Here is a 26,279-nt window from a genome sequence, read left to right as displayed (position 1 = left end):
GCAAAAGTAAATGAAATTTACCGGATAGCAAAAAAAATATCATAATCATCTTTGCTCGGAAATGATTATGTTCGTGTTCGAAAACCGTAAATTATATGAACAGTGTAGAACGTCACCAATTGATCATGGGGCAACTCCAGCAAAAGGGAACCGTAAATGTGATGGACCTTTGCAAGGTGCTCAACGTGTCATCCGTCACTATAAGGAAGGATCTCAAGTTGCTGGAAGACCGCCAGTTACTTTTCCGTACACACGGCGGGGCTACGTTGATTAATCCATATACCGCAGACAGAACGGTGTTTGAAAAAGAGCGGATACAGGCTACTGAGAAAACGGCGATTGCCAGAGAGGCGGCTTCGATGATCACCGACAACGATTCAATTATTATCGCTTCGGGGACCACGGTGCAAGCGATGGCCAAAGAAATCAAGCCGCTAGGTAACCTAACGGTTGTGACCTCGGCGCTGAATGTGGCGGTGCAATTGATCAGGCACCCGAATATAGAGATACTGCAGCTCGGAGGCATTCTCCGGAAAAGTTCCACCTCGGTGGCCGGACTTTATGCAGAGCAGATACTTTCGGATTTTTTCTGTAGCAAGCTTTTCCTTGGCGTGGATGGAATCGATCTGGAGTTCGGATTAACGACAACGAATGCACAGGAAGCACACCTTAACCGAAAAATGATGGAAGTATCCCAAAAAGTAATCGTACTTGCCGATTCCACCAAATTTGGAAAACGCGGCTTCGGTAGGATATGTGCCATTGAAGAGGTCGACCGCATCATTACCGATAGCGGGATTCCGCAGCACACCGTAAAAGCACTGGAGCGTTTGGGGGTGAAGGTTACCGTGGTTTAGCGTATAATCTGCTTATCCGGTAGCGCAGGGTGAATTGCTGTTGGTTATCTACCGCACCAGGTGTAAAGTGGAAGCTCAACGTAAATCGACCTTCCAAGCCTTTATATTGCAGTGGCTTCCAACCGAGGTCGATTCGGTCGTAGCGGCTGGCACTGTAGAAGCGATCGCCATACACGACAGGTAGGCTTTCCCCAGCGTAGAAACTGTTGGCAATGAATAATTTCCGGTATTCCGCGTAGAGATCGGCAATGAAGCCTTTCGGCGTGCGCCAGTCGTATACGCCCCGTAGCCGGTCATAAGCGATGAGCCCACCGCTACTGATATCCAATGAATCAAGAAACGATAGCCCGGTTAGGTCGATACCGAATTTAACCAATGCGGCCCCGTTATCACGTATCGGGTCGGTTCCACTCACTCCCTTGCTTCGTGCGTTGTGCCATAAGGTAATTTGGTGCGAAAAGTAAGCCCTACCCATATGGACGTGGCCCGACATGCCCGCTAGAAATTGTTCACGGTCGGTTGCCGTTTGCCTACTGGTCCAATCGATCCATAGCTGTTGGTGGAATTTACCTCGGTTATAACGCCACAGTAACCCCTCGATATTGGGGCGGTAATAATGCAGTGTGTCGTTGAGGATTGCTCGGTGGTATCCGGATAGTAGGCCTTCGCGGGGAAACATGCCGATATAGAAGTCGTGGCCCTGCCGTTTATAGTTGTAGTAAATGGTGGGAAGCACCCGATCGCTTACACTTCCCCGCGCACCAAATTCGTGCATGTAGTTGATGCCGGCATGCAAGAAATGGCTGCTGTCTATGGAAAAAAAGATTTCGGGGGCAATGCGGACCCCGAGTATGGATTGCGAGTACCGGCCCGAATGCGCGTACTCCCGATTGTCGGCAAAGCCATGGAAGCTGACCTTCCACCCGATGTCCTGTGCGCGCGTTGCCACAGCGACCAACAGCGCGGCAAACAGGATAGGTAGACGGCGGCTAGCAGCAGTCATTAGTCATTGTCAAAACCGGTTACCCGCTAGGTCAGACCCCTAATAATAGGCGTGCTGGGTCTTCGAGCAACTGCTTCACGCGGACAAGGAAACTCACAGACTCCCGGCCATCGATAATGCGGTGGTCATACGAGAGTGCTAGATACATCATCGGACGGATAACCACCTGCCCGTTTTCGGCAACCGGACGTTCAATGATATTGTGCATGCCCAGAATGGCCGATTGCGGTGCGTTGATGATGGGTGTAGACATCATCGATCCAAATACGCCACCGTTGGTGATTGTAAACGTACCGCCGGTCATTTCTTCAATGGTCAGCTTGTTGTCGCGGGCTTTTGTAGCCAATTCAATCACAGCCTTCTCAATCTCATCAAGCGATAAGGAATCCGCATTACGGATTATCGGAACAACGAGTCCCTTGGGGGCAGATACGGCAATGGAAATATCCACGAAATCACTGTATACGATTTCATCATTTTCTATACGTGCATTTACGGCTGGCCATTCTTTCAATGCGGTGCACACGGCTTTACTGAAGAATGACATAAATCCCAAGCCTACACCATATTTCTCTTTGAAGGTCTCTTTGTACTTTGCCCGCAGGTCCATGATGGGCTTCATATTCACCTCATTGAAGGTGGTGAGCATAGCCGTTTCATTTTTCACGGTTACGAGTCGCTTTGCGATGGTTTTTCGCAGTGGCGACATCTTTTCTCGGCGCTCATCACGTGCACCGCGGACGGTGGGTGTGGCGGTTGCGGCCGATTCAGTCGGTTTGGCTTTTTCTACCGATTTCGCTTGTGGCACCGTTGCGCCTTCGGCGTCTTCTTTGGTAATCCGTCCGTCTTTACCCGTTCCTTTTACCGATGCGGGGTCAATACCTTTTTCCCGAAGGATTTTCGCGGCAGCGGGCGAGGCCATTCCACTTGCATAACTGGCCGAATCCTTGCTTTCAGTCGGTGCTGCCACTTCGGCTTTGGGTTCTTCGGCTACCTTTTCCGACGTGGTATCTTTAGCGTCGGCATCCGTTGGGGCTTCCCCTTCTTCGATGGTTGCGACTACGGCACCGATTTCGAGGATGTCGCCTTCCTTGGCTACGGTTCGCAGGATTCCCGCTTTTTCTGCGGGGAGTTCGAAGGTTGCTTTATCCGACTCCAATTCGGCAATGGTTTCATCCATCTCTACATAGTCGCCGTCTTGTTTAATCCATTGCGACAAAGTGACTTCCGAAATGGATTCGCCTACGGTCGGTACTTTTATTTCTAAGCTCATATACGACAGTTTTATTTCTTGGTTAATCTACTTTGGCAGCGGTTTTTACGCTCTTTTTCACTTTTTCCTTCACCTCTGTTCCAGCTTTGTCTTCGAATGCGCGACCTACCACGGCGAGTTGCTGGGCAATGTGCTGCTTGGCGTATCCGGTGGCTGTACTACTGCTTTCCTTACGGGATACAACATCCAATGTGATGTTCCTATTCCTGAATTTCCGGCAGATGTAGGGCCAGGCACCCATGTTTTCCGGCTCTTCTTGCACCCACAGGAACTCACCGGCATTTTTATACTTGTTGCGAATGGCACGAAGTTTATCCATCGGGGTGGGGTATAGTTGTTCCACACGGACAATGGCTACGTCTTTACGTTCGTCTGCCTGTTGTTTCTCCAACAGATCGAAATAGATTTTGCCAGAGCAGAAAAGAACCCGTTTCACATCGGCGGACTTCACATAGCTGTCATCGATCACTTCCTGGAATTGCGATTTCCCGATGAATTCACTGATGTTGCTCACCACTTTTGGATGGCGTAGTAAACTCTTCGGCGTGAACACAATCAGCGGTTTGCGGTAGTCGCGCTTGAGTTGCCGGCGCAGTACATGGAAGAAGTTAGCTGGCGTAGTGCAATTTACGATCTGCATGTTGTTTTCGGCACAGAGTTCGAGAAAGCGCTCTATGCGGGCAGACGAGTGCTCGGGGCCCTGGCCTTCCAAACCATGGGGAAGCAGCATGACGAGGCCGTTGGAGCGGCGCCACTTGGTCTCAGCACTAGATATATATTGGTCGACAATGATTTGTGCGCCGTTATAAAAGTCGCCGAATTGGGCTTCCCAGACGGTCAACGACTGCGGGTTTGCCAGTGCGTAGCCATATTCGAATCCCAGTACACCATATTCCGAAAGGTGGGAATTATAGATGTTGAAACGCTCGCCGCCCTTGATTTGCTGCAGCGGGATGAATTCCTCTTCGGAGTCTTCTAGGGTAAGCACGGCGTGGCGGTGTGAAAATGTGCCGCGCTCCACATCTTGCCCACTTATACGCACCCGCGATCCTTCATTGAGTAGGGTAGCGTATGCCATCAATTCGCCCATAGCCCAATCGAAGGTTTTGGTTTCGATCATTTTGAGCCGCTCATCAAAGAGGCGTGAAATTTTACGGAATACTTTCTTGTCTTTTGGTAATGTGTTGAATTCCTTGGCTAGCGATAAAAACGTTTTTTCGGTGACGCTGGTCTTCGCTGGTACAAAAATATCTTCATACTTTGCTTTACGCAGGCCTTTCCACGCCCCCGAGTACATCGGATTATCTTGGGTGAGGTTCTGGTCTTCCTTCGAATCGTCCAACCGCTCTTGGAGCAGTTTGCGGAAGTCCTTTTCCATCTCCTTAGCCAGACTAGCATCTACGCTGCCTTGCTCCAGGAGCTTTTTGTTGTATATTTCGCGCGGATTAGCATGCTTTTCAATGGCTTTATACAGTACCGGCTGCGTAAACTTGGGCTCATCGGCTTCATTGTGTCCATACCGGCGGTAGCAAAGCAGGTCGATAAATACGTCAGTATGATATTTCTGGCGGTATTCTACGGCGAGGTTGATTGCGTAAACCAGCGCTTCGACATCGTCGCCGTTTACGTGGAACACCGGTGATAGTGTCACCTTGGCAATGTCTGTACAATAGGTAGAGGAACGGCCGTCTTTGAAATTGGTAGTAAACCCGACCTGGTTATTTACCACGATGTGGATGGTTCCCCCGGTGCGGAAGCCTTCCAATTTGGACATCTGGATGACTTCATACACGATTCCCTGTCCAGCAACGGCGGCGTCGCCATGGATGAGTATTGGTGCGATCTTGGTTGCATCGCCATCGTATTTCATGTCGATTTTCGACCGTACCAACCCTTCAACCACCGGATCAACGGTCTCCAAATGCGACGGGTTGGGCACGAGGCTTAAGTGTACGGTCGCGTCATTATCGGTCGTGATATCCGTGGAATAACCCAAGTGGTATTTTACGTCGCCACCGAAGTCCTGTTCGGCTTCTTCAGCATAGGTTTTGCCTTCAAACTCCGAGAACACGCTTTCGTAGGATTTTCCAAGGATATTGGTCAGCACATTGAGTCGGCCCCGATGTGCCATGCCGATCACAAACTCTTGGATTCCCAAGTCGGCACCTTTCTCGATGACCGAGTCGAGCGCCGGGATCAAGCTTTCGGCACCTTCGAGCGAAAAGCGCTTTTGGCCAAGGAACTTGGTGCCCAGGAAATTTTCGAAGACCACAGCCTCATTGAGTTTCTGTAGGATTCGCTTTTTGCGCTCCAAGGGGAAATTCGGGGTATTGCGTTCCCCTTCCATGCGCTCTTGCAACCACTTTATCTTTTCCGGGCTGCGGATATATTTAAATTCCGCACCGATAGAGCGGCAATACGTATCTTCGATTAATTGCCGGATATCGCTCAATTTGGCGGGACCTAATCCGACTTCTACCCCGGCATTGAATACCGTGTCCATATCTGCATCACTGAGACCGAAGGTTTCCAATTCCTTGCCGGGATAGTATTTCCTTCGCTGGCGTACTGGGTTGGTTTCTGTAAAAAGGTGGCCACGGTCTCGGTAGCCATTTATCATGTTCAAGACATTGATTTCTTTTAGCACGTGGTCGGGTGTCGCCGCTGTACCGCTAACGGCACCATTTTGGCCGAAATCAAAACCTTCAAAAAATTTTTGCCAACCGAAGTCAATAGAGTCGGGATCCTCTTTATAGGCTTCGTATAACGAGTCGATGTAGGCCGAATCCGCGTTACTTAGGTAAGAAAGCTTGTCCATTTAGTTGTTTATGCAATACTGCGTCAAAGTTATAATTATTAAATCGTTTGCCATAGGAATATACCACAATTTTGTAGCCAAATTTTAGCGGCAACGTGATTTCACGAATACATCATGCCAGATGGACAACGGATGGTGCAAATCGTAGCGCGGTCTGCTCAGCTACCGAATACCAACGCCTCCTTTGGGTAAAATCGTGCGCTGAGCTTTTTGATGTCGGTAGGTTTGTTGTCTTTGGCACTGCTCCCTACGCCTGCTGCATGTGCCCAGCTACCGTAGTTACTGGCGGGCCCATAGTCCAGTAGCTTCTCTTCAAACCAGGCCGCTCCCTTGAGCCAATTCACTTTCAGCTGATAAATCAAGTACGCAGCAACGATGGCGCGTTGGTGATGCGTAATGTATCCGGTTTCGTTGAGCTCCTTCATGCTGCCATCTACAATCGGATGGCCGGTTTTCCCGGTTTTCCAACTGTCAAATTGTTTTTGGTCGTCTGCAATGGATGCTGGCGGTTTTCCAGTCATGCCACCAGCCTGAAAAAACTGGTTGCCATGTTTTTTGAACATGAAGCGATAATAATCGCGCCACAGCAGTTTGAGAATAATTTGTTCAACGCGTTTTTTGTCGAGCGTAGTATGCTCCGCATCTCTGACGGCGTGGTAAAATGTGTTGGGCGACAATGCGCCGACAGCGATGTAGGGCGAGAGGCGGGAGTATCCCAAGGTGTCTTGATCGCCATACAGAAAACTGTTCATGTGTTGCAGTGCTACCTGTTCGCCACCCTGTAGGCGGAGGTTATTGGCGTATTCGATAGCCGTTTTGCTGAACCCCAGCTCGGAGAGACTGGGTAGGCGACCGGTGTCCATCCCTTCAGGTATACGGACGGTATTGGGACGGCCTAACTCCGGGCGAATACTGCTTTCCCGTTCGGTTTTCTTACGAAATGTAGCAAATGCATCGGGAATGTCCTTAATAGGGAAGGGGAGATCTTCCTTATGATATAACGTATGGCCGATGAAGTGGCGCAGGTTAATTTGCATTTTCCAAAGTGCGGCTTCAACGAGTGCGGATATCTTCGTTTCCTCATAAGCCACTTCGCGGTGATGGTAAACCTCATTCACCTTGTATTCTTCGGCAATTTGAGGAAGGATTTCTTCGGGACAACCCTGGGTAATTATTAAATCGCCGCCCAACGCTTGGAGGTCCCGCTGCAAGGCAGCCACGTTTTCACGTAAAAACGCCGCCCGTAATACCCCCGTCTTCTGTGTGCCCAAATCCGTATCCACAAAATACCTAGGATCGAAGCAGTAAACGGGTACAATCGTTTGGCTGCGTTCAACGGCACGAAGCAATATCTCATTATCATGGATACGCAAATCATTCCTGAACCAAACCAAAATTGTCTTCCTATCCATACCTAAGCCGGGAATTAAATGCTACAAATATAACCTTTTATTATTGATGAAATGTGGCTAGATATGCTGTAATACGAATATTGACAATAAAACCACAAATACCCCGGCACCCAGGTTTTTGCATATTTCATCAATTTACCTAAGTTTGCAACAAAAATATAGGTTCGCCGAAACATATTCCGTTTTCAATTGTAATTAGTAGGAATAAAATTGCCAACCGCCTCAGTAAGCGTGAGCGTATTTGCATATGAACCCGACATGATTAAAATAGTCGTTATTTATCAAAGCAGATGGTTGTTTTAGTCATCAAGGCCCCATCTGACCCTTAACGATTAAATGATAACAGATGAAAGTCCAAATTACCGGCCTTAACAATTACTTAGCAAGAAATGTAGCGGTGTGCTTGTCTGAGGAAGGGCACGAGGTGACTTGTTTATTGCGGAACAAGAAGTTCTTTTATAGAAACGTGTCCGAAAAGTACGGCATAAAGATCCTTGAAGGGGACTTGTTTAGGGGTGCGTTGCCTGCCGGTTTCGATAAAGACACCCACGTGGCATTTTATTTCAACCAGTCGCCCGTAAATGAGATTGACATTCGCATAGAAATGGATCTGATTGCATTGCAACGGTATATACGGGCGCTCAAATTTACCGCGTGTGAGCACCTGATCTACGTGACAAAATTGGCTGATGACAATATGGAGACGGTCATGGAATATCTTGGCCGCAGCGGCTTGGAGTACACGGTGGTAAGGATTAGCAATATCGTTGGGAAAGGATCGGCGCTGATGAATATCCTGTCGAGTTTGGCAAAATCCAAGTTGGTTGTCCTTCCTAAAGAGTTTGCCGTAAGCCGATGCCAACCCATCCACCTACTGGATGTATGTGCGTACCTGAACAAGATCATGGGCGACAGCAACACCTATGGGAAGGTATTTGATGTTGGCGGCCCGGAAGTAATGACCTACAAGGAAGCTTTTGAACGGTACATGGATATCGCGAAGCTGAAAAAGAAAGTACTGGCCCTACCGGGCTTAAGTAAACCCGTTTCTTTTTTGTTGGGGCGGTATATCTACAAATTTGAGCAAGATATCGCTGCCGCATTCAACGTTTATATGCGGAAAGACTTGGTTGCCGTAAATAATGGATTGAATACGCTTTATCCTGCCATCAGCCTGGCGTCCTACCGTACTTCTGTCCGCGATGCGTTAGGCTAAAAAACCGCAACACTTATTCCTTCGCTTTCAATGTGGTTTTTCCGTCGTTGCCCGGTGAACCGGAATACACCATTCCCTGAGAAAGGCTACCCAATGGTCTTCCGGGTGTCCCTTGGTTAATCATGCTGTAGATGTTGCGAAGTTCACTTTGCGCGTTTACACGATATCCACCTGCCCGGGTGTCTATGTATAGGTAGTTGGCCGATTTTTTATCGGCTGTTTGCGGGATGATACCATCACCGGCGTAAGTGAAGACAACATCGCCCCCGTCACCGTTGGGATGGGTACGGGAGCCGTTGTTGCTGGCATCCTGGCCGCCGGCCAAAACATACAGTTCCCCAAGTTTTTCGAATCGCATGTCGATATTGAAGTCGGTGCCGTTGTTTTTACCGTCCGTTCCGTAAATATACCCACGCTTTTCGATGGTGGCATGACGTACGTGGAGTTGCACATCCTTTTTGCCGAAAAACACCAATTGACTTTTGTTTTTCATCACCAAGGTGTCGATGTAGATTACCAGTGATGAATCCCGGCTAGCAAAAACTTCCTTCTTATTCCGCTCGATTTCCAGCTTAGGGATATGGATGGTGTTGGTGTCCTGTGCAAAGGCGGCGCTGGCCGCCATAAATGATATACAGATGATGATTGCTTTCATGGTGCGAACCTCCTAATTTCAATGTTGTTATTGCCTCGATAACATTAGACGATCCAACCGCCCTAAAGTTTAATCCAGCCTATACACGTATAATCCGTAACTTCGCGGGCAATTATCCATATCCATGAAACGTATTTTAGCTTATATTTTTGCGGTGGTGCCATTGGGTCTGCTTGCTGGGGTACCACAGGATACCACCAATCACCTTGAAGAGGTCACTGTAAGTGCATATTTCAGTGAACAACCGCTTTTGCGCCTTACCGCTTCGGCTGGCGTGGTTGGTCAATCCGCGTTGGCGAACCAGCCTGGTGTTACCTTATTGCCGGCGCTTAATGCGGTGCCGGGCGTACGCATGGAGGAGCGATCGCCCGGAAGCTACCGCTTGTCCGTTCGCGGTAGCTTGTTGCGCTCGCCTTTTGGCGTGCGCAATGTGAAGGTATACCTTGACGAAATCCCGCTTACCGATGCGGGCGGCAATACGTATTTTAACCTGCTGGATGCAGGAAGCTTGAGCAGTATCGAAATATTGAAGGGACCGGACGGCAGTCTTTTTGGTGCCAATTCGGGCGGTGTGGTGCTTCTTAGACCACAAGGTAGTACGGCCGGAGATATGGCCCCTTCGGCGGCACTGCAATTGAGCAGCGGTACCTACGGGTTGTTCCACCAGCAATTAACGGCGTCAGTGCGTCCAGCGAGTAACTATGAATTCCGTGTTAATCAGGCTTTCCAGCGTGCAGATGGCTACCGGCAGCATTCGGCAATGAACCGGAAATCCATTCAGACCGTACAACGGTGGAACTACAACGCGCATAACGAATTGCGATTGATCGCATTGTATTCAGACTTGTATTACCGCACACCGGGCGGACTTACGGAGGCGCAATTCACGGCCGATCCGCGGCTGGCGCGTCCAGCCACGGCAACGGCACCTGGTGCGGTGGACCAGCAAGCCAGTATCCGCAATAAGACATTGGTTGGCGGATTGGTCCACAAGGCGCGGTTAACTCCCAAACTCCAGCATGTGGCCAGTATTTTCGGTATGCATACCGACTTCCGCAACCCGTTTATTACCAACTATGAAGTACGCGATGAGGGTAACTTCGGTTTCCGCACCTATGTTGACTATGCCGACGGGGATGCAGATGTGGTAGCTTGGCACATCAACGCGGGTATGGAATGGCAGTTTGGTCAAAATGATATTGCCAATTACGACAATAACGGTGGAACACGCGGGGGGAAACAGGCCATCGATGCGTTACAAAGTCGTCAGCATTTTTATTTCGCACGGATCCGTGCGGATATCCAGAGACGGCTCGTTATAGAAGCCTCGGCGAGCCTGAATTATTATGGGTATGCGTTTAAATCGGTCTTTCCAACGCAGGAACAAGACTATACCGAAAACCGGTTCGATGCCGAATGGATGCCGCGTGTGGCGCTGTCGTACCTGTTTACACCCACGCTGGCTTTGCGGGCCGCTGTTTCGAGGGGCTATTCGCCTCCGACCATCGCCGAGGTACGTCCCTCAGACAACATAATCAACACCTCGTTGGCGGCTGAGACCGGTTGGAACTACGAGACGGGGATACGGTGGCAAAGCATCGACCGCCGGGTTTGGCTGGATGGTTCCGTATTCTACTACCGGATGAACGATGCGATTATTCGCCAGCTGCGCGACAGTGGCGCAGAGTATTTTGGCAACGCGGGAACGGTTGAGCAGCGGGGTGCCGAGCTGTCCGCAGCAGCTTGGCTGGTTGAGCCGCGCCAGACCGCGTGGCTACGCGGCATTCATGTGGGCTCGAACCTGACATGGAGTAAGTTCCGTTTTGGCGATTATCGTGCGGGTGACGACGATTTCACGGGCAATAAATTAACAGGCGTTCCCGGCAGCACGGTGATCAGTGATTTGTTGATCCGGCTACCATTGGATATCAGCGCCTATATGATGCATAATTATACGGCCTCCATCCCATTGAATGATGCGAATACGGCATTTGCCGATGCTTATCACTTGCTGCAAGCGAAAGTAAGCTGGGAAAAGCCGGTAGGAAATCGGTTGGCGTTCCGATTTTTCGTGGGCGGCGATAACCTGTTGAACCAAAAATATAGCCTCGGCAACGACATCAACGCGTTCGGCGGACGCTTCTTCAATGCGGCGGCACCACGGAACTTCTATGGCGGGTTGGCACTCCAATATTGAATTGAAAAGCCATTATTCGCATTTCGGAGACGAGGATGGGTCTGATCCTCAGTGTCGTTAGCTGCCTGTACAGAAAAAAATCAAAAATTTCTTGCATTTCAAAATCGAACTGTTACTTTTGCAGTGTACTATTTAACTAATACACTAGATTATGATTCGATTGACAGATTTGTCTTTTGGGTACCGAAACCAGCCGTTGTTGTTCAACGGTCTGAATCTCTCGCTGGAGACAGGGCATATTTACGGCTTACTGGGTAAAAACGGTTCGGGCAAAACAACATTACTGAAAAACATGGTCGGGTTGCACTACCCGAAGGCCGGCAGAGCCACCATAGACGGGGTGGATACGGCCAAGCGACGCCCCGATTTGCTGAGCCGCATATTTTTCCTACCGGAGGAGCCTTACATCCCCGACCACACGGCAAAGGCGTTCTTGGAAACGACAAGCCCGTTTTATCCGACGTTCGACCGGGAGCTGTTCAATGGTTACTTAGCTGCTTTTGACGTGCCGGAGCGGCGGGTGCTCACCAAGCTTTCGCTAGGGCAGCAAAAGAAGTTTATGATCGCGTTCGCGTTGGCTTGCCGTACCAAATTGCTGGTGATGGATGAGCCGACCAATGGGCTGGATATTCCCTCTAAGGCACAGTTCCGCAAAGTACTAGCGTCGGCTGTTGACGAAGATTGCTGTATTGTGTTATCCACGCATCAGGTACGAGACCTCGATAACCTGATTGATTCGGTCATCGTATTGCATGACGGCACGGTAAAGCTCCAGGTCCAACTGGATCAACTGACGGAACAAATCCGTTTTGGGAATGTATCGGGCACGGCAGTTGCATCTGCTCTGTACGGCGAGGCGGCATTTGATGGTACACATGCCATTCTGCCTAATCCGGAAAGAATATCAAGTAAGCCCGATCTGGAATTGTTGTTTAACGCCGTGGTCAGCGATTCGGGGATATTGTTGAATTATTTAGCTAAGGAGGAAATACGATGAATCAAGTATTTGATTGGGGCCGCTTTTCGCGGCTGGTAGGTAGTCATTTCAGAAATAACGTGAAAACACTGATCATCAGTGGCCTTGTATTCATGGGCGTCACAGCGGTATTATTTATGCTGGTGGCCTTGTCCCAGCAAAAAGCGGTGAATGCCAGCAGCCAGTCTTTCGTGTACTTTGCTATAATCTATAGTGGCTTATTAATTTTCACAGCCGGCGTTTTCCAGGCTTACCAACGGCCGAGAGAGGGGATGTTTCAACTGATGCTTCCGGCATCGGGTTTTGAAAAATTTCTGGCAGGTTGGGTGTTATCGTTCGTAGGCTACACCATTTGTGCAAACTTATTGTTTTTCGCGGTACGTTTTGTCGTACTGCGGTATTATTCGGGGCAGGGCTACGAGGTCTCGGGCTTTCAGGGTTTCGACGAACGGCTGTACGAGGATATTTCAATGGCGCCGATAGGCGTGATGCTTTATCTATTCATCCATGCGCTTGCACTGTATTGTTCGTTGGTGTTCCGGAAACAGGCGGTACTGAAGACGGCATTGACACTATTTTTGGCAACGTGGGTTTACCGGATTGTTAGCAGCGTTTTGTTTAATGTATTTCTTCAACCGGACGCCAAACAACAAGCGCCGCTCTTGCCGCTCACACCGGTACTACTCCTAAAAGATGGTGTATACTATGGTGTGAATATTCCCGGTTGGCCTTATTGGTTGCTGGCACTCGCCATCGCGGTCATCGGTTTGCTCTGGGTTGCGTCGTACCATAAATTACGTGAAAAAGAGGCTTGATATGGAATTCAAAAGTAAAGAAGCTATTTACCTACAGATCGCGGACTACGTGAATGAGCACATCCTGTTGGGCCGATGGGTGGTCAATGAAAAGATTCCTTCGGTGCGGGAGCTGGCTGCAGACCTCCAGGTAAATCCGAACACCGTGATGCGGACCTATGAGCACCTCCAGCAGTCTGGTATCATTTTCAACAAACGGGGCATCGGTTTTTTTGTATCCGAACCGGCGAGACGCCACATTCGGAAGCAGCAACGCGAGCGCTTTCTCGACCGCGACCTTCCTGAGTTTTTTAAAAACATGTACCTATTGGGCATTTCAACGGATGAAATTACAGAAAGATACCAAGTATACCTAAACGAGAATTATAAAGATCATGAAGACGAGTAACAAATTATTAGTCGCGGCGGTACTGTTGTTGGTTACGGTTGCGGTGGTTAATGCGCTGACACTTAAGAGCCAATTAGCCAAGATGCTTTCAAGTAAAACAACGCGGTTCACGGAGTTTCCGGCAGCAAGTTTCAACACCATCGAACTCTCGGGTACCGCACCGGTTGGATTGGTGTCGCGCATTATCGTGAAACAGGCCGACCGTTTTGCCGTACAGTATAGTAACTACCGAGATTTCATCCACGTGGCACAGGACGGCGAAGTATTGAAAGTGACCATCGACCATGAGAAAGGCTATGACGGGCCCCCACATGTAGTGCTGGAAATCGTCATTGAATGTCCTGATTTGATTGGATTGACGGCGATCGGGACGCCCTTGGATAGCATAGACCTACCGCCAAACGCCCACGTGCTTACGCGGCGGCATTACCAGAAAAGCCTGGTGGCCGTCGTGGGTTTCCGCGGTGCGGGGATGGATATTTTTGCAGCAGAAGGTATGGAGGTAACGCTGGACAGTTTGGCGGTTGATTCGTTGACCGCCCGGGCAGAACGCTATGGCACGGTGGAAATTCACCGGAATGAATTGGGGTACGCTTCCTTAACGGTGGGCGATGACGCTACGATGACGTTGGATCACGCACAAATCGGTATGGTATCCACCGCGGTAGCCAAAAGCGGCCAATTCATTGTCAAAGGCACTCAACTACACATGGAAAACGTTTTTGAACTGCCATGAAATAGACCCTAATCGTTTACCCAGAGAACCCCTTTCGGCGTCGGCTTATGCCCCGTGAGGGGTTTTCTTTTTTTCACGGCATCCCGTTCTGCATGGCCATGGCGCCCGTTTGACCCGCTATATTCTTTTTGGAAGGCAACTCATGCGGGTTTCGTTTATATTTCGCTAGCTTTGCCTTTCATAGCAACTTATCGACCAATTGTTATTGAAAAATGAAGAGACATTTATTCATCATCATTTCTTTATTGGGTTCCTGCACATTCGCATTTCCGAATGATGGGAAAAACGAAATAGATTCGTTGTTGAGGGTATTGGATAAAACCATAGCGGAACGCGCCGTCTACACAGCGGAAAAAGAACAAAAGATTGATGAGATAAAGCGTGTGCTCCAAAACGAACGCTCCCCCGAAGAGCGCTTTCAGTTAAACAACAGGCTTATCGGCGAATACCAATCTTTTATATGTGATTCCGCATTGCGTTATATCGACCGGAATATCCAATTGGCAAATGACTTGAATAACAGGGAGATGATTGATGAGAGTAGGTTGAGACTGGCTTTTGTGCTCTCCATATCCGGTTTATTTACTCAAGCATTTGAAATTTTTGACACCATCGAATTCGATGCGCTACCGCATCACCTAAAGGTGTATTATTGCTGGGGATTTATCCGTTATAATGAAAACCTGATTAAATATACCGATAATCCGAAATATAATGCTGTGCGTTTAGCTGAGATTGCTGGATGCAGGGATACATTGATGAATCTCCTTAGCAAAGAGTCGGATATGTACCTTAAGGAAAAGTCTTTCAAACTGAAGGCGGAAGGTGCGTTTCAAGCGTCTGCCGACATTCAACTAACGTTATTCACGAACGAGGTGGTCGGTTCTCACGGGTATGCGATGTCGGCAATGGGGCTGTCGATGATCCATAAAGAACTCGGAAACCAACGGTTGCAGGAGAAATACCTGCTGCTTGCCGCAATAACGGATGTGCGCCTAGCCGTGAAAGAAAACGAATCCTTGCTGAACTTAGCCATGTATTTGCATGGTAAGGGAGACGTAAACCGAGCTTACAACTATATCCAAGCTGCACTTGAAGATGCCAATTTTTATAACTCGCGCTTCAGGAATGCGGTGATAGCAAGGACGCAACCGATCATTGAGGCCACTTATTTAGCCAAAATCGAGCAACAGCGGAGAAACTTAAGGTTATACGCGCTGGCGACAAGTATCTTCTTGATTGTCTTGGTCGTTACGTTATATTTCCTTTACAAACAGATAAAGACGGTATCGAGGGCAAGAAGGCATTTGAATACGATCAACGTACAGTTGATATCGGCCAACCAGCGACTGGACGAGGCCAACCTGATACGAGAACGGTATATCGGATATTATATCAACCAGTGTGCGGTATACCTTGATAAATTGGATGAGTTTCGCAAAAACGTAAGCAGAAAGATTAAATCCGGGCAACTGGACGAATTGCAAAAACTGAGTGCGTCTACAACCACACTCGAAAAAGATGCACAGGAATTGTATACCGACTTCGACAGTACCTTCTTGGAGGTTTATCCGGACTTCGTCGTCGAATTTAATGCGTTGCTGAAGGAAGACGAACGATACGTGCTCAAGAAAAACCAACTGAACACGGAACTGCGCATATTTGCACTAATCCGATTGGGCATAACCGACGTCAACCAAATTGCAACGTTCCTGCGGTATTCCATTCAAACCATTTACAATTATAAGAGCAAAGTGAAGGGAAAGGCCACTGTCGACCCCGACAATTTTGAAGAAAACGTCAAAAAAATAGGTGCGTTTCCCGTTAGCTAGATTCTCATGTGTTTACCAACTGCCTCGTATGACTACAAGGTAAACTATTGATTAAAAATAGATTATATTTCTGAAGGGTAAAAATAACCTACCAAAGCGCCTACTTGTGCATACAGGTGGGCGCTTTGGTATATACATTTGCTGGTACAGGAAATAGGCATACCCTTACGCCGTTCGGCGGACCGGTATGATTCCGATTCCGGCTTAACCTTTTAAATTATAAACACGATAAACGCTGATATGAACAACCGTTTTTCCATGATTACCCGACTGAGTCTGCTAATCCCGGTTTTTTACCTTCTAGGACATGTGGGCTACGCCCAAGAGATACAACCCTTCAAAAGCAACGATCGGGTCGTTTTTCTAGGAAACAGCATCACGGATGGGGGGCATTACCATTCCTACATCTGGCTTTATTACATGACACGGTTCCCAGCGATGAACCTGTCGATACGGAATGCAGGTATCGGCGGCGACCGGGTTGGCGATATGGTCAAGCGTCTTGATGGCGACGTGTTCAGCAAACAACCGACAGTGCTGGTCACCACGTTCGGCATGAACGATTCGGGGTATTTCGAATACAATGGCGATGAACCCGATAAGTTTGCGGACGAGAAAGTGAAGGAGTCTTATGACGCCTACCAAGAAATGGAAAGACGGTATAAGCAACTTGCCGGCACCCGAATCGTCATGATGGGGAGTTCCCCTTACGACGAAACGGCGGTTATCAAAGACAACACACCGTTCAAGGGAAAGAATAACGCCATGCGCCGTATCGTGGATTTCCAAAAGGAATCGGCGAAAGCGAATGGTTGGGAATTTTTCGACCTAAACCAGCCGATGACGCGCATTAACCAAGAGATCCAACAGCAAGATTCGTCCTTTGCACTTTGCGGCAACGACCGTATCCATCCAGACAACGACGGCCACATGGTGATGGCGTACTTGTTCCTGAAGGCACAGGGATTCGCGGGCAACAAGGTGGCCGAGCTATCCATCGATGCCGCGGGGCAGCAAGTGGTGTCCGCTGTGAATTGCCAGCTTTCGGATATCAAAAAGACAGCCGGGGGCATTTCCTTTGCTTACAAGGCAAACGCGCTGCCGTATCCGTTGGATACCGTCGCCCGCGGATGGGGAAGTACAAAAAGCCAGTACGATGCGTTGCGTGCCGTCCCTTTTATGGAAGAGATGAACCAGGAACTGTTGACGGTGACGGGATTGAAGGGCAGTCATCAGTTGCTTATTGATGGCGAAGTAATCGGCACCTGGTCTGCCAAGGATTTTGCCACGGGGATAAACCTTGCCGCGTTGAGCCAAACACCGCAATACCAACAGGCACTGGGCATGATGTATTTGAACGAAGAGCGGTGGGAAATTGAGCGCCGATTCAGGGATTACGCGTGGGTACAGCACAACTTTTTCCAAGCCAAGGGATTGTTGGATGCCAACAACCGGAAGGCCATCACCGTGATGGATGAGCACGTTGCCACAGACGGTTGGTTAAGAGCCAAAAGGGACCTGTACGCGAAGGCCATGCTTCCTGAGGTTCGGGAAGCGTGGCAGCATCAAATTGACCAATTGGTAGCGGCTATCCGCGAAGCGGGTACGCCAAAAACACGGAAAATCGAACTCGTTGCCGTTCAGTAACAAAGGAAACAGTAAAAGCTAATGACGCAATTATTTATGGTAGGTAAGAAGGTATACCATTACTTGGGGTTTGTGTTGTTGTTCTTGCTTGGTGCGTGCTCGGGTGATACGCAGGAGAGGGGTCTCGCGGCAACGGATTTCGTAAACCCCTTTATCGGGGCGAGCACCAGCGTGGGGGCAGCAGGGGTTTACCACGGTTTGGGAAAGACCTTTCCGGGGGCAACGACGCCCTACGGAATGGTACAGGTTAGCCCGAATACGATAACGGGGGGAGACAACGGCCCCGGCTACAGCTACGAGCACAAGACCATAGAAGGCTTTGCGTTTACGCAGATGAGCGGCGTGGGCTGGTACGGTGATTTGGGCAATTTCCTGGTCATGCCCACAACCGGGAAACTGAAAACGATTGCGGGGAAGGAGGATGGAAGCGTCCGTGGGTATCGTTCTCTTTACGATAAAAATTCGGAAGAGGCCAAACCGGGATACTACGCCGTGGAATTGACGGACTACGGTATCGGCGTAGAAACAACCGCCGCCCCCCACAGCGGCATGATCCGGTTTGTGTTTCCGGAAAGCAACGAATCGCGGATACAGATTGACCTGGCCCGGCGTGTGGGCGGTACGTCGGTACGGCAATATATCCGCAAGGTCGACGACCACACCATACAGGGATGGATGGAATGCACCCCCGAAGGGGGCGGCTGGGGCGACGGCGAAGGGAACGCCGACTATACGGTCTACTTCTATGCGCGGTTCAGCAAGCCGTTGGACGATTGTGGCTTTTGGCAGGCGGATATCCCGGACGGGTGGTCCCGCAAGCGGGATGATGTAGTGAGTGAACGGTACCTGCTACACGTGGAAAAAGCGGAGATCATCAAAGGGCAGCCCGAACTGGAAGGTGAGCACCTCGGATTTTTCACCGATTTCGAAACCACCGAAAATGAAGCGGTTACGTTGCAGGTGGGCATCTCATTTGTCGACATGGCGGGGGCGGAGAATAATTTCAACGCCGAGCTAGCCGGGAAAAGTTTTGATCAGGTGCGGGCCGAAGCTACCGAGCTATGGAACCAATCGTTATCGCGTATGAACGTACAGGGCGGAACGGACGATCAAAAAACGATTTTCTATACGGCCCTGTACCGCACGATGATTGACCCCCGGACGTATACCGATGTCGACGGGCGGTATGTCGGAGGCGACAAGAAGATTTACCAGGATAGTAGCTATATGAGGCGGACCATCTTCAGTGGATGGGATGTCTTCCGCAGTCAATTCCCACTCCAGACCATCATCAATCCGCGATTGGTCAGCGATCAATTGAATTCGCTGATTTCGCTTGCCGAGGAATCCGGCCGGGGGTATTTCGAACGTTGGGAGCTGTTGAATGCCTATTCCGGATGCATGATTGGCAATCCGGCTGTGAATGTATTGGCGGAGGCTTATGTGAAAGGCATTCGTGATTATGATGTCGAAAAAGCATACCAATATGCCGTTAATTCGGTGGAAAAGTTCGGGAACAGTCGTCAAGGCTATACGCCGGGGAATTTAGCGATATCGGAAACCTTTGAATACGCCTACAGTGAATGGTGTGTAGCCCAACTGGCCCATGCATTAGGGAAGGAGGCTGATGTATCGCGTTATACGGAGCGATCAAAAGCTTACAGGCAACTGTTTGACGAGGAAAAAGGATGGTTCCGACCGAAAGACGAGTATGGCGAATGGTTGCCCTGGCCCGCAGGTGGCCGTGAAACGGAAGGGTACGGCTGTATTGAAAGTAACCCCTACCAGCAGGGCTGGTTTGTGCCGCATGACCTCGAAGGGTTGCAAGCGCTATTGGGTGGAAGGGACCGGATGTTGCAAGATTTAATTCAATTTTTTGAGCAGACGCCGGCAGATTTTAATTGGAATGCTTTCTATAACCACGCCAATGAACCCGTCCATCACGTGCCTTTTCTGTTTAATCGCTTGGGAAAACCTTCGCTAACGCAACGATGGACGCGGCAAATATGTGAAAATGCCTATCATAATGCGGTAGAAAAAGGGTTGGTGGGAAATGAAGACGTGGGCCAGATGTCGGCTTGGTATGTGCTGGCTGCCAGCGGCCTTCACCCCGTGGCGGGTGCCGATGGACGGTATGAAATCACCAGTCCGATTTTCGACAAGATCAGCTTCCGTTTGGACGAAGCCTATGCCACAGGCAAGGAATTCACCGTGGTGGCCCGCAACAATTCGCCTGCCCACCCATACATTCAGTCGATTAAACTTAACGGCAACTCGTATCATAAAAGCTATTTGACCCATGCGACGATTGTTCAAGGGGGCGAGCTGGTTTTGGAAATGGGGGATAAGCCCGTCGATAATTTGGAAACGAACTAACTAATTCATGTGCATGATAACCGAAAATTAAACCAATATGAAGTACCAATGGATAGCTCTTTTGACAGGCGCCGCGTTGCTCGCCTTTTCTTGCCTCTCGTGTGATAAACAGGGGTTTCTGGACCAGACGGTCACGTCCGATCTCACCGAAGAACTGGTTTTTTCGGACAGTTCTTACACCATTCAGTTCCTGAATGATATCTATCGCGACATCGGATTCTCGGAACATCCCAATCGTTTCGGCAATGGTGGGCTCGACGCCGCCAGCGACGAAGCGCGCCCCCAGAGTTCGATCAATGTGACCACTTCGGTGCTGTTTTCTTCCGGTACAATAACGGCTTCCAGCATCGCGAACGATGCCTGGGTAAAGCCCTATGCCAATATCCGGAAAGTGAATCTTTTGCTTAAAAACTTGCCGGATGTACCCATGGCCATTACCCGCAAGGAACTTGTAGAGGCTGAGGCGAGGTTTCTGAGGGCGTGGTATTACGCCATTCTGCTTAAACATTACGGTGGTGTCCCGATTGTAGGCGATACGGTTTACACGTTTGCCGATCACATTCCAGCCGTGCGCAACACGTTTGAACAATGTGTCGACTACATCGTTTCCGAGTGCGACGCTATACGCAATGTGTTGCCTTACAAACAGATACGTGGAGAGTATGGAAGAGCCGGAGGCGCCTCGTGCGACGCGCTGAAAGCACGCGTATTGCTTTACGCAGCCAGTCCCCTGTACAACCGCGCCAACAACAACCCGCTGCTCGGGTACACCAGCGAAGACCCCGAGCGCTGGAAACTGGCGGCAGATGCGGCACAACGCATCATTGCTTCCAGCCAGTATAACCTGTATGAAGAGAATAACGATCCGCCGGGCTATAGCTTCTATTACCTCTTCACCCGGCGCGAAAACCCCGAATATATCATTGCACGTATGCAGGGCGGCAATAAGGAATTGGAGGAAATATGGCAGCCCCCATCGCGTGGCGCGGCAAAGGGTGGTTTCCCTTATCAGGAGACCGTAGATGCATTCGGCATGCAAAATGGCAAACCAATTACCGATCCGACAAGCGGTTACGACCCACAGAACCCCTATGCCGGTCGCGATCCCCGGCTTGCATATACGTTTATCCGCGACCAGACAGCGATTGCCAATAGCCTGGGCGCCATTGTACCGGTAAATATTTACCTCTTACCCAACGGTACGCCGTCCAGTCAAGATGCAATCTACTCGGGTACGCCTACGGGCTACTATACCAATAAGATGCTCAACCCCGAACACGCGGCAAACTTTATCCATGGGGGCCAGCGTTGTTTTCCATTGGTCCGCTTTGCGGAAATCCTGCTTAACTATGCGGAAGCCCTCAATGAATACAGCGGGCCTTCCGACGCCGTTTACCAAGCCGTCGAAGCCATCCGCCGCCGCGCAGGCCTTAGTCCGTACCAGCTGCCCGAAGGACTGTCGCAAGACGACATGCGCGAGTGGATACGCAATGAGCGCCGGGTAGAGCTGGCTTTTGAAGGTCACCGCTTCTGGGACGTTAGGCGTTGGCTGCTTGGCGACACCCAAAACCGCCAGATGCATGGGATGGAAGTAACTCGCGGCAGCGGTCAGGTTTCCTATGAGGTCGTTCCGGTCGATAAACATAATTTCAGGCCAGAGATGTACTATTGGCCGATTCCCATGAGTGAGGTGGGCAAATCACCAGACCTGGAACAAAACCCGGGATATTAACGAATACTAACCAATAATACCATAATAAAATGATCAGGATTAACCAAATCGCATGTTATGCGGCACTGATAGCGTTTTTCGCGTCGTGCAAAACTGAAGCTATCATCACGGTGGAATCGGCAAAGGAAATCGCCGGCAACTGGCGCATTACCCAAGCATCGCGCAACGGCACAGACATTACCGAGAAATTCGATTTTTCAGGGTTCAACATCACATTCAATGAAGACGGAACATACCGCCTTCAGCAGCCGTTGCCCTTTATTGTGTCCGAAAACGGCAGTTTCGAACTCGACGACCCCCAGTATCCGTTCTCGATCAGCTTTACTGAAGTGAATAGCGACAATGCGGTGAGTTCGAGTTTCGAGTATCCGATTGTTGCCGGCAGGCGCAACCTGTTGCTCACGTTTAGCCCCGGCTGCGGGTCAAACACCTATCGCTACACATTGATAAGGGATTAACGTCATCACACGAAATCATGATAAACTTAAAAAATAAACGGATAAAAGCAGGCAGCCTGCTGGCCAAGGGCCTGATGGTGGCCGTCGTGCTGCTCGTTGTCGTTCGGTGCGTATACCTGGAAGGCGTGGAACAACCCGCTTCCGTACGTGCTGGAGAAACGGTCAACACTACCCTACGTGCATACATCCAAGCAGCCGAAGACCGCACGAACGTACGGTTTGTTATCGGTGTGCTGGTGCCCCGGAGCTGGCGGGCAGCAGAAAACACCGAGATGCGCTATACCTCCAATTTCGGCGATGGCGATCTGGTTCCGATACCGGCCAATGTCCGGGCACCCAATTCGGGAAATACGCTGGCGTGGTCGGCCGCACTCATGAATAAGTTCGGTATCGGACCCAACCTGGTCGACGATATGGAATGGATTGTGTTCTGGACACGCGAACAATATACCATTCGAAACGGGAATAGACCCGAAATCACCGCCCACATATCCATCAAAAGTGGGCCGCAGAACATGAAGTTCAAGTTCGGCTATTTCATCGCCTCCAGCGAGGACGGACTTAACGATTTTCTCGGTGGGGCGGGAGCGCTGTATAAAACACAATTCACCGACTGTTTCGATGTGACCGATGGCGACGGCGACCTGTTGGATTTCTGCAACCCGCCGCAAACGGTTATCGACCCGTACCGCTCTACTGACAACGATATCCTCACCATCACGTTCGATCGTGATATCCTGCCTGGCCCCCTAGGCGAGGATATTTTCCTCTGTGCCAATGCTGTGCTCACCGACGGTAGGGAAATTAACCGCTGCGGTACTTCCGAAGGATATAAGCTAAACGCTGTTTCAGGTGCCAAAGGGCGCTATGAAATCAGCCTTTGGCCACGGCAATTCTTTGGGTTGGCACCCGGTGACGTTATCGAACGGCTAACTTACCACTTTACCGACGCCGATGGGCAGATCAGGGTAGGTTATGCCAACACCGAGGAACCTTTCGTTTATACATTCCACTGTGAATGAGGTCTGAATTTAGCAGTTAATACCATGCAATTAAAAAGATATATCCTAACCATCGGTACCTGGGCCACCTGCTTGATAGCAAACCCGTTGGGCAGCTACGCTCAGGACACACTCGATGTACTTTACCATCAAGTGCCACTGAAAACCTACGTCGGTGCAAAAACCACCCTTTTGTCCGATCAACTCACCAGCACGCCTGCTTCGGGGTATCTGCCGGCTTTGCCCGGGAGACTTCCGGGCCTCTACATGCAGCAATACAGCGGCTTCAGGCAAACCAATACAGCCGTGAACTACAACGTAGACATCTTTATAGGCAATAGGGCCATCGCGGGTGCCGGAGCGCCTAGCGAAAATTCCGAATACAGTTTTTCCCTTCGGGGACAAGCACCCATTGTGATGGTCGACGGCATTCAGCGCGATCTTTTTTCGATCGATCCGGAAAATATCGAATCGATTACGGTACTGAAAGATGCCCTCTCCACGCTGGCACTGGGGCAGCGAAGCTCCAGGGGTGTCGTGCTCATCACCACCAAAAAGCCGCAAATAGGCCGTACTACGATTACATTCAATGCACAGGCCGGTCTTCAGGAGCCGCTGAGTTTACCCACGCCCCTGCCATCGTATCAGTATGCCTATCTTTTGAATGAGGCCCTCACCAATACCGACAACCAGCCAGCATACGAAGCGCATGAGTTTGATCGCTTCCGCACCGGCGACGACCCGTTCGGCTACCCCGATACAGACTGGTATGATCTCGTGCTCCGCAACACGGCACCGTTGATGCGCTATAATCTCGGCGCCAGTGGTGGCGGCAAAACCGCGCAGTATGCCATTGCGTTGAACTACACGGACCAACAAGGGTTGTTTAACGAGGCCAGCGATGTTCCCTACAATACCAACGCGTCGCTGAAACGCTATATTCTCAATACGAATGTCAATATCAATGTGACCGATCACCTCAGTCTCGGCCTCCAGATCATGGGCCGCATACAAGACGGCAACGAGCCGGGTATCGGCATGAATAGTCTGTTGGAAACCTTGAAAAAAACACCCAACGGTACTTACCCGGTGAGGAACGCCAACGGTACATGGGCCTCAACCAGCTATTTTCAGGACAATCTGCTGGCATTGACCACCCATTCGGGCTATCGCCGCGATAACATGAAAGATGTGATGGCCAATGTGAACCTGCGGTATGACGCTGACCATTGGGTCAAAGGGTTGTCATTCCGGGCGGTCACCAACATCGCTGTACAATCGCTGACAGGTATCGTCCGCGAGCGGCGTGAGCCGACCTACCGGATGACCTTTACGCCATCGGGAGACACGACCTATACCGCCGTGCGGAGTGCGATGGCGCAGGGCAACAACTTCAATACAGTATTCAATGCACGTTACTGGTTCGGCCAGTTTGGTGTGGATTATACACGTACCTGGCAAAAACATCACCTGACCGGCAGTTTGATGGCCGACCAGCGGCGCACATTGTTCAATTACGATCTGCCGGCCGTGGCCACCAACGTGACCGGCCAGCTCGCATACGATTACGACAAGCGGTACCTGGTGCAGGGTGCGGTCAATACCAGCGGATTTAACCGGTACCGGCCGGGATATCAATATGGATTATTTTATGCATTCGGCTTGGGTTGGAACATCAGCGAAGAAGCCTTTATTAAAGATGTTTCGTGGATTGACGGGTTGAAGCTCCGCGCCACGTATGGCAAAACGGGCAACGGTGTGGATAACTCCGGTTATTATGACTATCGGGCCACCTTCCGGGCTACTGACGGGCGCATCGGTAGTGGCGTTTACAGTGCTGGCATATCGCGCTCCGAACTTCGTGGCTATTGGGAAAACCCTTTCCTGCCCAATGTGCGTACATGGGAAGGCGCGCATAAGATGAATGTCGGTCTGGATGCTCAGTTTTTTGACCACAAACTCGAACTGGTTGCCGATGTCTACTACGACCGTTATTTCGACCTCCTGCAAAGTCGCGGGAAGAGCATCGAAATGATCGGCATTTCCTACCCGTTTGAAAACATTGGCCGGAATACGCAAAAAGGCATGGAACTGCAACTGACGCACCGCAGGCAGCAAGACAATTTCGGTTACTTCGTTTCGGGTAATGTTACGCTGGAGCAGTCCACTGTCACGTTCTTTGACGAACAACAGCAGCGTTATCCCTGGATGCAGCTCACCGGCTTGCCATTGGGTGTACGCTTTGGGTATATTGCTGAAGGGATGTTCCAGACAGCCGAAGAAGTGGAAGCCGGCGCATCTACCATCGGCTATGACGCTATGCCAGGCGATATCCGCTACCGCGACCTCAATGACGATGGCATCATCAACCAATTTGACCGCACACTGATTTCCAATGCCAAGCCACGTGTATACTACGGCCTTACCTTGGGTGCCAACTACCGCGGTCTGCATGTAAGTGCGCTCCTGCAGGGCGTTGAGAACCGGGAAATTTACATCGGAGACCGTGCCGTCCACGGTGGGTTCCTTGGATTCGGCGGCTATGAGCAGGCTTATACACCGATACTGGACCGTTGGACACCCGAAACTGCCGCGACAGCGGCGTATCCCCGGCTGACCATCGGCAATTCCCACAACTACGCCGAATCGTCCTTTTGGATCAGGCCGGGCGATTACCTGCGGCTGAAAAATGTGCAGGTCGCCTATGACTTTCCAACACAGTGGGCAGAACAGCTTCGGTTGCAAGGGCTCCGTCTGTTTGCCAATGCGATTAACGTGGCTACATGGTCCGCTTACAAAGGCCAGGACCCGGAGGTCGCTATCGGCGCATACCCCTTGCAACGGGTGATCAATCTCGGTGTGAATATCAAATTATAAGCTAACGACG

Annotated in this window: 19 protein-coding genes; 14 read left to right on the top strand and 5 right to left on the bottom strand. The window is 50.2% G+C overall.

The features are described from left to right. Positions 1-95: 95 nt before the first annotated feature. Complete coding sequence (gene agaR, locus VNQ80_RS19690) at positions 96-857, top strand: transcriptional repressor AgaR (RefSeq protein WP_325641925.1); 762 nt, start codon at positions 96-98, stop codon at positions 855-857. Here agaR and VNQ80_RS19685 read toward each other — a convergent pair. The 4 genes from VNQ80_RS19685 to VNQ80_RS19670 form a co-directional block, all read right to left on the bottom strand. Beyond that, positions 844-1,860 (bottom strand): hypothetical protein, encoded by a 1,017-nt coding sequence (locus VNQ80_RS19685; RefSeq protein ID WP_325641923.1) that lies wholly within the window; start codon positions 1,858-1,860, stop codon positions 844-846. The genes agaR and VNQ80_RS19685 overlap by 14 nt on opposite strands. A gap of 31 nt (positions 1,861-1,891) precedes the next feature. After that, a complete protein-coding gene (odhB, locus tag VNQ80_RS19680) occupies positions 1,892-3,133 on the bottom strand; it encodes a 2-oxoglutarate dehydrogenase complex dihydrolipoyllysine-residue succinyltransferase (RefSeq protein ID WP_325641921.1) in 1,242 nt (413 codons plus the stop codon). 22 nt (positions 3,134-3,155) lie between these two features. Then, positions 3,156-5,951 carry a 2-oxoglutarate dehydrogenase E1 component gene (locus VNQ80_RS19675; RefSeq protein WP_325641919.1) on the bottom strand — a complete coding sequence of 932 codons (2,796 nt, stop codon included), beginning with the start codon at positions 5,949-5,951 and terminating at the stop codon, positions 3,156-3,158. Between the two features lie 158 nt (positions 5,952-6,109). Beyond that, positions 6,110-7,363 (bottom strand): DASH family cryptochrome, encoded by a 1,254-nt coding sequence (locus VNQ80_RS19670; protein WP_325641917.1) that lies wholly within the window; start codon positions 7,361-7,363, stop codon positions 6,110-6,112. Positions 7,364-7,709: 346 nt separating this feature from the next. On the opposite strand from VNQ80_RS19670, the gene VNQ80_RS19665 reads away from it, so the two are divergent. After that, entirely contained in the window at positions 7,710-8,579 is an 870-nt protein-coding gene (locus VNQ80_RS19665; protein WP_325641915.1) for a hypothetical protein, read from the top strand. 13 nt (positions 8,580-8,592) lie between these two features. Here VNQ80_RS19665 and VNQ80_RS19660 read toward each other — a convergent pair whose 3' ends face one another. Next, complete coding sequence (locus VNQ80_RS19660; protein WP_325641913.1) at positions 8,593-9,234, bottom strand: hypothetical protein; 642 nt, start codon at positions 9,232-9,234, stop codon at positions 8,593-8,595. Positions 9,235-9,358: 124 nt separating this feature from the next. Between VNQ80_RS19660 and VNQ80_RS19655 the strand changes: the two genes are divergently transcribed. The 12 genes from VNQ80_RS19655 to VNQ80_RS19600 all read left to right on the top strand — a co-directional run bounded on the left by VNQ80_RS19655 (position 9,359) and on the right by VNQ80_RS19600 (position 26,269). Next, positions 9,359-11,431 (top strand): TonB-dependent receptor, encoded by a 2,073-nt coding sequence (locus tag VNQ80_RS19655; RefSeq protein WP_325641911.1) that lies wholly within the window; start codon positions 9,359-9,361, stop codon positions 11,429-11,431. 151 nt (positions 11,432-11,582) lie between these two features. Then, complete coding sequence (locus tag VNQ80_RS19650; RefSeq protein ID WP_325641909.1) at positions 11,583-12,428, top strand: ABC transporter ATP-binding protein; 846 nt, start codon at positions 11,583-11,585, stop codon at positions 12,426-12,428. Beyond that, entirely contained in the window at positions 12,425-13,222 is a 798-nt protein-coding gene (locus VNQ80_RS19645) for a hypothetical protein (protein WP_325641907.1), read from the top strand. The genes VNQ80_RS19650 and VNQ80_RS19645 overlap by 4 nt, the downstream gene beginning before the upstream one ends. A gap of 1 nt (position 13,223) precedes the next feature. Continuing rightward, positions 13,224-13,610 (top strand): GntR family transcriptional regulator, encoded by a 387-nt coding sequence (locus tag VNQ80_RS19640; protein ID WP_325641905.1) that lies wholly within the window; start codon positions 13,224-13,226, stop codon positions 13,608-13,610. Beyond that, on the top strand, positions 13,597-14,346 hold the full coding sequence (locus tag VNQ80_RS19635; RefSeq protein WP_325641903.1) for a hypothetical protein: 750 nt from the start codon (positions 13,597-13,599) through the stop codon (positions 14,344-14,346). The genes VNQ80_RS19640 and VNQ80_RS19635 overlap by 14 nt, the downstream gene beginning before the upstream one ends. Positions 14,347-14,558: 212 nt before the next feature. After that, complete coding sequence (locus VNQ80_RS19630; protein WP_325641901.1) at positions 14,559-16,178, top strand: DUF6377 domain-containing protein; 1,620 nt, start codon at positions 14,559-14,561, stop codon at positions 16,176-16,178. 240 nt (positions 16,179-16,418) lie between these two features. Continuing rightward, on the top strand, positions 16,419-17,825 hold the full coding sequence (locus tag VNQ80_RS19625) for an SGNH/GDSL hydrolase family protein (protein ID WP_325641899.1): 1,407 nt from the start codon (positions 16,419-16,421) through the stop codon (positions 17,823-17,825). A gap of 21 nt (positions 17,826-17,846) precedes the next feature. Further along, the gene (locus tag VNQ80_RS19620; protein WP_325641897.1) at positions 17,847-20,201 is read left to right on the top strand and encodes a GH92 family glycosyl hydrolase; all 2,355 of its coding nucleotides are present in this window, start codon (positions 17,847-17,849) and stop codon (positions 20,199-20,201) included. A 37-nt stretch (positions 20,202-20,238) separates the two neighbouring features. Further along, positions 20,239-21,933 carry a RagB/SusD family nutrient uptake outer membrane protein gene (locus VNQ80_RS19615; protein ID WP_325641895.1) on the top strand — a complete coding sequence of 565 codons (1,695 nt, stop codon included), beginning with the start codon at positions 20,239-20,241 and terminating at the stop codon, positions 21,931-21,933. 29 nt (positions 21,934-21,962) lie between these two features. Beyond that, positions 21,963-22,391 (top strand): DUF5004 domain-containing protein, encoded by a 429-nt coding sequence (locus VNQ80_RS19610; protein ID WP_325641893.1) that lies wholly within the window; start codon positions 21,963-21,965, stop codon positions 22,389-22,391. Positions 22,392-22,408: 17 nt separating this feature from the next. Continuing rightward, positions 22,409-23,413 carry a DUF4961 domain-containing protein gene (locus VNQ80_RS19605; RefSeq protein ID WP_325641891.1) on the top strand — a complete coding sequence of 335 codons (1,005 nt, stop codon included), beginning with the start codon at positions 22,409-22,411 and terminating at the stop codon, positions 23,411-23,413. Positions 23,414-23,437: 24 nt separating this feature from the next. Continuing rightward, positions 23,438-26,269 (top strand): SusC/RagA family TonB-linked outer membrane protein, encoded by a 2,832-nt coding sequence (locus tag VNQ80_RS19600; RefSeq protein ID WP_325641889.1) that lies wholly within the window; start codon positions 23,438-23,440, stop codon positions 26,267-26,269. Positions 26,270-26,279: the final 10 nt, after the last annotated feature.

The sequence above is a fragment of the Parapedobacter sp. genome (assembly GCF_035556095.1).
GTDB lineage: Bacteria > Bacteroidota > Bacteroidia > Sphingobacteriales > Sphingobacteriaceae > Parapedobacter.
Note: the sequence above shows the minus strand (reverse complement) of the source record. Positions and strands in the feature narration are given on the sequence as shown.